Raw genomic sequence first — 10,695 nt, 5'->3', positions numbered from 1 at the left:
CGCACCGCCGCGCACCGCCGCCGGCCCCCGGCGGTCCGCCACGACGGGTACGCCAGGCCGGCTGCTACTGCTCCGCCAGGCCCGCCAGCACCTGGTGCAGCGGCTCCGTGACCCTGCGCCGGTACTCCTGGATCGCCCACCCGTTGCCGTCCGGGTCCTTGAAGTACATGAAGGTGGCGCCGTCGTCGGGGGCGTACTGGACGGGTTCGGACACGTCGAGGCCCCGTTCGAGGAGTTCGGCGTGGGCGGCCTTGATGTCGGCGACACAGAGCTGGAGGCCCTGATAGGCGCCGGGGGCAGGCTTGGGGCCCTGGGCCATGTCCCAGATGGCGTCGCCGAGGGCGATGGAACAGCCGGACCCCGGGGGAGTCAGCTGGACGATCCGCATGCCCGGCATGACCTCCTGGTCGATGTCGACATGGAAACCGACCTTGTCCCGGTAGAAGTCCCGGGCCCGGTCGATGTCGCTCACGGGCAGCGGAATCACTTCGAGCGTGTACTGCATCCCTTGGTCCTCCAAGTAGCCGTTGACGGGAGTGCCCGGGCACATCTTTCGTGCCGGTTCCTTGCGCGAGCCCGCGCATCAGCCGAACCGCCACCGCGTCTGGCTGAACGGCTCCCCCTTACCGAAGCCGAAAACCGTGTCGGGCGCCACCGAGAAGACGAAAGCCCGTCCCGCGCCGTGCTGAAAACACGCCTCCCGTACCTCGAAGTGCCAGAAGCTGCCGTACTTCGCCTCCCACGCGAGGGCCAGCTCCCGCAGCCGGCCGTCCTCCGTCACGCGTACGGCCTCACCCTCCACCACCAGGTCGTAGCCCTCGTCCCAGGTGTTCGTACCGGTCGTCAGCACGACGTGCGGGTTCTCCGCGAGGTTCTTGGCTTTCCGTTCCTCCGGCCCCGTGCAGAAGTGCAACGCCCCCCGCGACCACACCGCGGGCAACGGCGTCACATGCGGCCGCCCGTCCGGCCGTACCGTCGAGATCCAGAACAGCCCGGCGCCGGACAGCCGCGCCTCGGCCTCCGCCCAGGGGATCGCGGCGGCGTCCGGGTCGCTGTAGCGGGGGTCGAGCCGGGTCTGCGGTGTGCTGGTGTCGGACATGGGGTGTCTCTTCCTGTCACCGGGCGCCTGTCGTACAAGGGCAGACTCCACAGAGCGCCGAAACTCATCCCACACTGCGTCGGCGCGCTCCGCACTCCGACGTCACGTGGGCTCCTCCCCGCCGAGAAACCGAGCCAGCACAGCGACACCGGCAGGCATCGCGACGAGATAGCCGACCAGGAGACCGAGGCCCGGGTCGGCCGCCGGGGGCAGGGCCCAGCTCGTCGCCGCGGCCCCGAGCAGGCTCAACCCCGCCAGCGTCAGCAGGGCGGCGACGACGGCGAGCCGGCGCGGCGGGCGCCCCTCGCGGTACAGCTCGATCGCGGGCCCGGCCGCGGCGACGGTCGCGGTGAACGCGGCGAGATGGGGGTCGGGCGCCGATCCGAACAGCCACCCCACCAGCGTGACGACTCCGTAGACGGCCAGACCGGCGAGTTCCAGCAGGACGGTGGTCACCACCGGCTCCGACGACAGCACCGGCCCCCACGAACGACGCCGTATCGAGCCGTTCCCGCCGTCCTTCTCGTCACCCACCTCGGCAGAGTAGACGTGGGCATGGCGAAAGTGGCCCGCCGTGACAGCGGCACCGGTGGGCCGCCCCGGCCGGGGCTCCGTGGAACCTCTCGTCGCCACCGAACCCGGACCCCGCCGACCGGCGCTTCTCCCAGGCTCTCCGGTTAGGCTCAAGCCCGTACGACCTTGATCGACGGAGTCCGGCGATCGGGTGAGCGGACGAGCGGGCTTGATCCGACGGGAGGCCTGGATGACGGCGCCGGGGCGCAGGAGCAGCACGTTCTCGCGACTGCTGCGGCACGGTTTCACCGATCCCAGCGCCGCCGAGCGGCTGCTGGAGAGCGAGGAGCTGTCGGCCGTACGGAACGACCCGGTGCTGCTGGACGCGCTGGGGGCGACCGCCGACCCCAACCTCGCGCTGCTGGGTCTCGTACGGCTGCTGGAGGCGCAGCCGGACCGAACGGCGCGACGGTCGGTGCTGGACACGCTGATAGCGGCGAAGCCGCTGCGCGACCGGCTGTTGGGGGTGCTCGGCGCGTCCGCCGCGCTCGGCGACCATCTGGCCCGGCACGCGCAGGACTGGCAGGCGCTCGTGACGTACGAGGCGCAGGACCTGCATCCGGGCGTCGAGGAGTTCGAACAGGGGCTCGCGGAGGCCACCGACCCGGTGTCGCTGCGGGTCGCCTACCGCCGCTGCCTGCTCTCCATCGCCGCCCGTGACGTCTGCGGTACGACGGACCTCGCCCAGACCGCCGCCGAACTCGCCGACCTCGCCACCGCCACGCTGCGCGCCGCCCTCGCGATCGCCCGCGCCGCCGCCCCGGAGGACGCGGCGCTGTGCCGGCTCGCGGTGATCGCGATGGGCAAGTGCGGCGGCCACGAGCTGAACTACGTCTCCGACGTCGATGTCATCTTCGTCGGGGAGACCGCGGACGGGGCCGACGAGCAGAAGGCGATCCGGGCGGCCACCCGGCTCGCCTCGCACCTGATGCGGATCTGCTCCGAGACGACCGTCGAGGGCAGTATCTGGCCCGTCGACGCGAATCTGCGGCCGGAGGGGCGCAACGGCCCGCTCGTCCGCACACTCAGCAGTCATCTCGCGTACTACCAACGGTGGGCCAAGACCTGGGAGTTCCAGGCCCTGCTGAAGGCCCGGCCGGTGGCGGGGGACCTCGACCTCGGCGAGGAGTACGTCTCCGCGCTCGAACCGCTCGTGTGGAAGGCGGCCGAGCGGGAGAACTTCGTCGCCGACGTGCAGCGCATGCGCCGCCGGGTCGTGGAGACCATCCCGGCCGCCGAGGTCGAACGTCAACTCAAGCTCGGGCCGGGCGGGTTGCGGGACGTCGAGTTCGCCGTGCAGCTGCTTCAGCTCGTGCACGGGCGCGGCGACACCTCGCTGCGCAGCGGGACCACGCTCGACGCTCTGGGCGCGCTGGCCGCCGGCGGGTACGTGGGGCGGTCGGACGCGGCCCAACTCGACGCCGCCTACCGCTTCCTGCGGTCCATGGAACACCGCATCCAGCTCTACCGCCTGCGCCGCACCCACCTCGTCCCCGAGGACGAAGACGACCTGCGGCGCCTCGGCCGCTCGCTCGGTCTGCGCACCGATCCGCTCGTCGAGCTGAACCGCGAGTGGCGGCGCCACGCGGCCGTCGTACGCCGGCTGCACGAGAAGCTCTTCTACCGTCCGCTCCTCGACGCCGTCGCCCAACTCGCCCCCGGTGAGACCAGGCTGAGCGCCGACGCGGCCCGCGAACGCCTGGTCGCCCTCGGCTACGCCGACCCGGCCGCCGCCCTCCGTCACCTGGAGGCCCTGGCCTCCGGCGTCTCCCGCAAGGCGGCCATCCAACGCACGCTGCTGCCGGTCCTGCTGGGCTGGTTCGCGGACTCGGCCAACCCGGACGCCGGGCTCCTCAACTTCCGCAAGGTCTCGGACGCCCTCGGCAGAACCCCGTGGTATCTGAGGCTGTTGCGCGACGAAGGGGCCGCCGCGGAGAACCTGGCGCGCGTGCTCTCCGCCGGCCGCCTCGCCCCCGACCTCCTCATGCGCGCCCCCGAGGCCGTCTCCCTCCTCGGCGACGGGGACGGCGTCGCGGGCGGCGCAGGCGGGCTCGAACCCCGCGAACGCGCCCACCTCGAACAGGAGATCCTCGCCGCCGTCGGCCGCGCCGACAGCGCACAACAGGGCGTCACGGCGGCGCGCGGCGTCCGCCGCCGCGAACTGTTCCGTACGGCCGCCATGGACATCGTCGGTTCCTACGGCACCGAGGCGTCCCCGGCCTCCCCCATTCTCGGCTTCGCTCGAACGGGGGGACCCCCATCCGACCAGGGCGCCCTCGTCGACCTCGTCGGCGGCGCGGTCTCCGACCTCACGGCCGCGACCCTCGCCGGCACCCTGCGGGCCGTGGTCCGCGAACGCTGGGGCGACACCCTCCCCACCCGCTTCGCCGTCATCGGCATGGGCCGCTTCGGCGGCCACGAACTGGGCTACGGCTCCGACGCCGACGTCCTGTTCGTCCACGAGCCGAGGGAGGGCACCGACGAGCAGGAGGCGGCCCGCGCCGCGAACGCGGTCGTCGCCGAGATGCGGCGCCTGCTCCAGCTCCCGAGCGCCGACCCACCCCTCCTCATCGACGCGGACCTCCGCCCCGAGGGCAAGTCCGGGCCCGTCGTACGGACGTTGAAGTCGTACGAGGCCTACTACCGCCGCTGGTCGCTGGGCTGGGAGTCGCAGGCGCTGCTGCGCGCCGAACCCGTCGCCGGTGACGAGGAACTGGGCCGCCGCTTCATCGAGCTCATCGATCCACTGCGCTATCCGGCGGACGGACTCGGCGACGACGCCGTACGCGAGATCCGGCGCCTGAAGGCCCGTATGGAGTCGGAGCGGATGCCGCGCGGCGCCGACCCGACGCTCCACACCAAGCTCGGCCGCGGCGGCCTGTCCGACGTGGAATGGACCGTCCAGCTCTTCCAGCTCCGCCACGGACGCAGCGAGTCGGGCCTGCGCACGACCCGCACCCGCGAGGCCCTGGCCGCGGCCCGCACGGCCGACCTGGTGAGCGCCGAGGACGCGGCCGTACTCGACGAGGCCTGGGTACTGGCCACCCGCGTACGCAACGCCGTGATGCTCGTACGGGGCCGGGCCGGCGACACGTTCCCGTCCGACGGCCGGGAACTCGCCGCCGTGGGGCGGTACTTGGGGTACGGCCCGGGACATGTGGGCGACATGCTCGACGACTACCGCCGGATCACACGGCGGGCTCGGGGCGTGGTGGAGGAGTTGTTCTACGGGGGGTGAGGCCCACGGCCACGCTCCCCGGGCATTCGTCGGGCCCGGTCACCCCTGCTCCTGCCCGGTCCGCCGCGCGTACGCCCGTGCCGCCCGTGCCCGGTCGCCGCAGCGGGTCGAGCACCAGTGGCGGCGGCCGTGGCGCAGGAGGTAGCGGTTGCAGGGGCTGGAGCCGCAGGCGGTGAGCCGGCCGGCGTCGGGGCCGGTCAGCAGGTCGGCGGCGTTCGCGGCGAGGACCGCGAGGGCGTGGTCGACGAGTTGCGTGGTGGGGTGGGAGGCCGCCCGGTACATCCCGCGCCCCGGCTCCCAGCGCAGGAGTGCGGCCGCGGGGGCCCGGGTCAGCGCGTCGTTCACGGCGGCCAGCGCGCTCGGCGGCGCGGGCCGACCGTCCACACGGGCCGCCAGCAGCGCCCGGATCTGTTCGCGCAGTGACCGCAACCGTGCGGCGCACGTCTCCCGCATCCCGGCGTCCACGGGGGTGAGGTCGTGTGCGGTGAGCCACCGGTCGGCCGTCACCGGCGTCCCGAGAAGGTCAAGGAAATGGCCCCCGGGCAGGGCGGGCGCGCTGTTGGCGAAGTCGAGCGCGGGGTACTGCTCGGCCCCCGGCGCGGGCTCGACGGTCACGGCCTCGTTCATGAGTCTCATGGTACGGGTTGCCTTCATCCGTGAGAGACGGCTACCGTCACTCACGGATAGCTCGCCATTCATCCGTGAGAAACTCATGGATGCTCCGCCACCCGTCCATGAGGAGTTCCTTCCGTGACCGACGCCCGCACCGCCACCGAGATCCCCGTCCACGTCTTCGGCGGTCCCACCGCCCTCATCGAGTACGGCGGCCTCCGCCTCCTCACCGACCCCACCTTCGACGCCCCCGGCGACTACCCCCTCCCCGGCGGCCACCACCTCACCAAGACCGCGCCCGCCACCATCACGCCCGCCGGCCTCGGCCCCGTCGACGCCGTCCTGCTCTCCCACGACCAGCACCCCGACAACCTCGACCACCTGGGCCGCGCCCTCCTCGCCGACGTACCCCTCACCCTCACCACCCCCGGCGGCGCGGCCCGTCTGGGCGGCACCGCACGCGGCCTCGCGCCCTGGGAGTCCACGCAGGTGCGGCGCCCCGACGGCGGCACCGTCACCGTCACGGCCACGCCCGCGCTGCACGGCCCCGAGGCGATCGGGGCTCAGGGCGTGGAGGCGGTCGCGGGTGAGGTCACCGGGTTCGTGCTGACCGCCGCCGACCTGCCGACCGTCTACGTCAGCGGCGACAACGCCTCGCTCACGCTGGTCAAGGAGATCGCCGAGCGGTTCGGCCCGGTGGACACGGCGGTCCTCTTCGCGGGCGCACCCCGCGGCCACATCTTCGACGGCGCGCTGCTCGTCCTCGACAGTGCCCAGGCCGCCGAAGCCGCCGCCGTCCTCGGCGCGCGCCGCGTCGTCCCCGTCCACCTGGACAGCTGGGGCCACTTCACCGAGGGCCGCGACGAACTGGACGCCGCCTTCACCGCCGCGGGCCTGGCCGACCGCCTGCGGTAGCAGTGGCGGTAGCGGCGGCAGTGGCCGTAGTCGGGACCGCATCCGTAGCCGGACCCGCGGTCGGATCCACCCCCACCCCCGCCGCCCCCTTGCGCGGCCGCGTCAGCGCCACCCCCGCCAGAACCACCACCATCCCCGCGATCACCCGCGGCCCCACCCTCTCGTCGAGGAACAGCGCGCCCAACGCGATCGACACCACCGGGAGCAGATAGCCGACCGTCGCCGCGCTCGTCGCCCCCTCGTCCGCGATCAGGCGGTAGTTGAGGTAGAAGGTGATCCCTGTCCCGAAGATCCCCAGGACGGTCACCGCGGCAAGGGCGGTCAGGTCCACCCCGGCCGCGAGGGAGCTCCCGGCGGGCAGTGCCAGCCCTGCCCACCCCGTCGCCGTGAGGAGTTGCGCGGCGGACACCGCCAGCGGGGCGTCGCGGCTCATCAGATGGCGGCCCATGTACGCGAAGGCCACCGCATAGCTGACGGCCGCCCCGAGCAGGGCGAGCGCACCCCCGGTCATCAGCCCCGCCCGCTGCCAGGGCGCGAAGATCAGCAGGACTCCGGCGAACCCGAGCAGCAGGCCGGTGAGGCGGGCGGGGGAGAGGGGGCGGTCGGTGCCGAGGAGGAGACCGAGGAGCAGGGCCCACAGGGGTGTCGTCGCGTTGAGGACGCCCGCCGTGCCCGAGTCGACGGTCTGCTCGCCGATGCCGAACAGGGCGAAGGGCAGGGCGTTGCAGAAGAAGGCCGCCACCAGCAGATGGCCCCAGGTCCGCCGGTCGCGCGGCAGGCGCTGACGGGCGGCGAGGGCCAGGGCCAGCAGGACCCCCGCACCCAGCGCACAGCGCGTGACGGTGATCTGCAGCGGGGACAGACCGTGGTTGAGGGCGAGCTTGATCCAGAGGAAGCCGGAGCCCCAGAGCAGGGCGAGCAGGGCCATGCGGAGTGTGGACGCGAGAGGCATGTGCTCCACGGTCGGGCACCAGGACACATAAGGACAAGCGAAGAATCATGCACATACCTTTAAGCTGGTCTACATGCTTGATGTGCGTCGGATGCAGGTGCTCAGGACCGTGGTGACCAGCGGCTCGGTGACGGCGGCCGCGACCACGCTCGGCTACACGCCCTCCGCGATCAGCCAGCAGGTCGCGGCCCTGGAGAAGGAGGCCGGGATCGCGCTGCTGGAGAGGGTCGGGCGCGGGGTGCGGCCCACGGCGGCCGGGCTGCTGCTCACCGAGTACGCCGGCACGATCGGCCGGCAGGTCGCGGAGGCGGAGACCGCGCTGGCCGATCTGCGGGAGGGGCGCACGGGACGGCTCGCCGTGCGGTACTTCGCCACGGTGGGTGCCTCCCTGGTGGCCCCCGCCGTCGCCCGGCTGCGCGCCGAGCACCCCGGCGTCCAGGTCGAGCTGAAGCTCATCGACCCCGACGACCCGCTCCCGGCCGTCAAGGAGGGCCGGGCCGACCTCGCGATCGTCGTACTGCCGCGCGGGGCCGACCCCGAGGGCATACGGCTGCTGCACCTGCTCGACGACACCTACTTCGCCGTCCTGCCCGCCGCGCACCCCCTCGCCGGCCGGCCCGCCCTCGAACTGTCCGCCCTCGCCGACGAGCCGTGGGTCGGCAGCGAGTCGCCGGGACCCTGCCTGGACGCCGAGCTGGACGCGTGCGCCGCGGCCGGATTCAGGCCCCGGTTCGTCGTCGAGAGCGAGGACTACACGACCGCGCAGGGCTTCGTCGCCGCCGGACTGGGCGTCGGCCTCATCCCCCGGCTCGGCCTGGGCAGCCCCCACCCGGATGTCGTAATACGCCGCCTCGCCGGCCCGGAACCCCGGCGCTCCATCCACGTGGCCGTACGCGAGACGGCTCCGCCGCAGCCCGCCCTGAGCACCTTCGTACGGGCGCTGCGGGACGCCGCCCACGCCTCGGGCCCGCGACAGGCGGAACCCGGCCGCGCGGCTACGCCTTGACCGGCGCCAACTCCGTCTCCCCGGCACGTCCCGCCACCTGGCGGGGCAGCGCGTACGGCAGCGCCCCGTACCAGACCCGGGCCACGCCGAAGCCGAACGCGAGGCACAGCATGCCGCCCACCGCGTCCAGCCAGAAGTGGTTGGCGGTGGCGACGATCACGACGAGCGTCAATGTGGGGTAGAGCAGGCCCAGCACCCGCACCCACGGCACCGACGCCAGCGCGAAGATCGTCAACCCGCACCACAGTGACCAGCCGATGTGCATGGACGGCATCGCGGCGTACTGGTTCGACATGTTCTTCAGGTCGCCGGAGGCCATCGAGCCCCAGGTCTGGTGCACGACGACCGTGTCGATGAAGTTCTCGTTGGTCATCAGACGGGGCGGGGCCAGCGGATAGAAGTAGTAGCCGACCAGGGCCACCGCGGTGGTGGCGAAGAGCACCAGACGGGTCGCCGCGTAACGACCCGGATGACTACGGTAGATCCACACGAGGACACCGAGCGTGACGACGAAGTGCAGGGTCGCGTAGTAGTAGTTCATGCCGACGATCAGCCACGTCACCGAGTTCACGGAGTGGTTGACCGTCTCCTCGATCGCGATCCCGAGGTGGTGCTCCACCTTCCAGATCCAGTCGGCGTTGCTGAGCGCCTGCGTCTTCTGCTCGGGCACCGCGTTGCGGATCAGGGAGTACGTCCAGTAACTCACCGCGATCAGCAGGATCTCGAACCAGAGACGAGGGCGACGCGGAACTCTCAGTCGGTGCAGGAACCCCTGCCCCGGCGCGCCCGTGACGGACCGCGGAGCGGCCTGCTCCCGGCCTTCCTCCAGTGTCGTCACGGTCGAATCACCCATGGGCACAGAGTCTGCCAGAAAAGCGGTACCCCACCGATCATCCTCTGGTCTGGTTCATCACGCACCTCTGTCGGGGTACGGCGGACGGACATCTCCTACGCACGTATTGCACAGCTCCCCGCCTTCTCCGTCTTAGGTACGACTCCGGTCCCCAGGGGCCGAAGCAGTGGAACCCCGCACCACCAGTTCCGGCATGAACACGAACTCACTGTGGGGTGCCGGAGTCCCGCCGATCTCCTCCAGCAGCGTACGCACCGCGGCCTGCCCCATCGCCGGGACCGGCTTGCGGATCGTCGTCAGCGGGGGATCGGTGAACGCGATCAGCGGGGAGTCATCGAAACCGACGACCGAGACGTCCTGCGGCACCTGAAGGCCCCGCTGCCGGGCCGCCCGGATCGCACCCAGCGCCATCATGTCGCTCGCGCACACCACCGCCGTGCATTCCCGGTCGATGAGCGCCAGGGCCGCCGCCTGGCCGCCCTCCAGGGTGTACAGGGAGTGCTGGACGAACTCGGACTCGACGGTCGCGGCCGCCAGGCCCAGCTGGTCCTGCATCGTACGGACGAAACCCTCGATCTTGCGCTGGACCGGGACGAAGCGCTTGGGGCCCAGGGCCAGACCTATCCGTGTGTGCCCGAGGGACACCAGATGCGTCACCGCGAGGGACATCGCCGCCCGGTCGTCCGGCGAGATGAAGGGGGCCTGCACCTTCGGCGAGAAACCGTCCACGAGGACGAACGGCACGCCCTGGGCACGCAGTTGCTCGTAGCGCTGCATGTCGGCCGAGGTGTCGGCGTGCAGACCGGAGACGAAGATGATGCCGGCGACGCCCCGGTCGACGAGCATCTCGGTCAGCTCGTCCTCCGTCGAACCCCCGGGGGTCTGGGTGGCGAGGACCGGGGTGTAGCCCTGCCGGGTCAGCGCCTGGCCGATGACCTGGGCCAGGGCCGGGAATATGGGGTTCTCCAGCTCCGGGGTTATCAGGCCCACCAGGCCCGCGCTGCGCTGACGCAGCCGTACGGGCCGCTCGTAGCCCAGCACGTCGAGGGCGGCCAGAACGGACTGGCGAGTGGTGGCGGCGACGCCCGGCTTCCCGTTCAGGACGCGGCTGACAGTCGCCTCACTGACCCCCGCCTGGGCTGCGATGTCGGCAAGCCGTGTGGTCACAGCACTGGACTGTACCGGCCGGGCCTGCGCTTGCCCACCGGCCCGGCGCCGGGTGCGGGCGGGGGTGCGGCCCGCTGCGGGCTGCTGCGTCATCGCGGTCCCTCGTGATTCTGGTCGGTGTCCGTGGGGGCGCCCGTGCGCGGAAAGGGGTGGCTTCCGCAAGGCGCTGACGGAGTGATGATGGCCGTACGCGCGCGTCGTGGCAAGAGCTTGCAGAGTCTTTCATGGTCGCCACCATGCGCGCTGAGCGGCCTGGATGCTGGGTTTCGGGGTGGTCGAG

The 10,695-nt window shown here is 72.2% G+C and carries 10 protein-coding genes; 3 read left to right on the top strand and 7 right to left on the bottom strand.

Annotated features, from left to right (window positions below; genetic code table 11):
- Window positions 1-64 precede the first annotated feature (64 nt).
- The 3 genes from AWZ10_RS46110 to AWZ10_RS46100 form a co-directional block, all read right to left on the bottom strand.
- Window positions 65-505 (bottom strand): VOC family protein, encoded by a 441-nt coding sequence (locus AWZ10_RS46110; RefSeq protein ID WP_046704397.1) that lies wholly within the window; start codon window positions 503-505, stop codon window positions 65-67.
- 78 nt (window positions 506-583) lie between these two features.
- A complete protein-coding gene (locus AWZ10_RS46105) occupies window positions 584-1,099 on the bottom strand; it encodes a pyridoxamine 5'-phosphate oxidase family protein (protein ID WP_046704394.1) in 516 nt (171 codons plus the stop codon).
- Between the two features lie 102 nt (window positions 1,100-1,201).
- Complete coding sequence (locus AWZ10_RS46100; RefSeq protein ID WP_159015037.1) at window positions 1,202-1,633, bottom strand: hypothetical protein; 432 nt, start codon at window positions 1,631-1,633, stop codon at window positions 1,202-1,204.
- Window positions 1,634-1,862: 229 nt separating this feature from the next.
- Between AWZ10_RS46100 and AWZ10_RS46095 the strand changes: the two genes are divergently transcribed.
- Entirely contained in the window at window positions 1,863-4,910 is a 3,048-nt protein-coding gene (locus AWZ10_RS46095; protein ID WP_046704395.1) for a bifunctional [glutamine synthetase] adenylyltransferase/[glutamine synthetase]-adenylyl-L-tyrosine phosphorylase, read from the top strand.
- A 39-nt stretch (window positions 4,911-4,949) separates the two neighbouring features.
- Here the strand turns inward: AWZ10_RS46095 and AWZ10_RS46090 are convergent, their stop codons facing one another.
- Window positions 4,950-5,546 carry a CGNR zinc finger domain-containing protein gene (locus tag AWZ10_RS46090; protein WP_107084490.1) on the bottom strand — a complete coding sequence of 199 codons (597 nt, stop codon included), beginning with the start codon at window positions 5,544-5,546 and terminating at the stop codon, window positions 4,950-4,952.
- A gap of 114 nt (window positions 5,547-5,660) precedes the next feature.
- On the opposite strand from AWZ10_RS46090, the gene AWZ10_RS46085 reads away from it, so the two are divergent.
- Window positions 5,661-6,437 (top strand): MBL fold metallo-hydrolase, encoded by a 777-nt coding sequence (locus AWZ10_RS46085; protein WP_060894222.1) that lies wholly within the window; start codon window positions 5,661-5,663, stop codon window positions 6,435-6,437.
- On the opposite strand, the gene AWZ10_RS46080 is transcribed toward AWZ10_RS46085, so the two are convergent.
- On the bottom strand, window positions 6,403-7,389 hold the full coding sequence (locus tag AWZ10_RS46080; RefSeq protein WP_079104727.1) for a DMT family transporter: 987 nt from the start codon (window positions 7,387-7,389) through the stop codon (window positions 6,403-6,405). The two genes, AWZ10_RS46085 and AWZ10_RS46080, sit on opposite strands and share 35 nt — an antisense overlap.
- 73 nt (window positions 7,390-7,462) lie before the next feature.
- On the opposite strand from AWZ10_RS46080, the gene AWZ10_RS46075 reads away from it, so the two are divergent.
- Window positions 7,463-8,395: a LysR family transcriptional regulator gene (locus tag AWZ10_RS46075; protein ID WP_046707419.1), complete on the top strand. Its 933-nt coding sequence runs from the start codon at window positions 7,463-7,465 to the stop codon at window positions 8,393-8,395.
- Here AWZ10_RS46075 and AWZ10_RS46070 read toward each other — a convergent pair.
- Window positions 8,385-9,248 carry a phosphatase PAP2 family protein gene (locus tag AWZ10_RS46070; RefSeq protein ID WP_046707418.1) on the bottom strand — a complete coding sequence of 288 codons (864 nt, stop codon included), beginning with the start codon at window positions 9,246-9,248 and terminating at the stop codon, window positions 8,385-8,387. The two genes, AWZ10_RS46075 and AWZ10_RS46070, sit on opposite strands and share 11 nt — an antisense overlap.
- 132 nt (window positions 9,249-9,380) lie before the next feature.
- Window positions 9,381-10,415: a LacI family DNA-binding transcriptional regulator gene (locus tag AWZ10_RS46065; RefSeq protein WP_046707417.1), complete on the bottom strand. Its 1,035-nt coding sequence runs from the start codon at window positions 10,413-10,415 to the stop codon at window positions 9,381-9,383.
- Window positions 10,416-10,695 lie beyond the last annotated feature (280 nt).

The sequence above is a fragment of the Streptomyces europaeiscabiei genome (assembly GCF_001550375.1).
GTDB classification, from domain to species: Bacteria; Actinomycetota; Actinomycetes; order Streptomycetales; family Streptomycetaceae; genus Streptomyces; species Streptomyces europaeiscabiei.
Note: the sequence above shows the minus strand (reverse complement) of the source record. Positions and strands in the feature narration are given on the sequence as shown.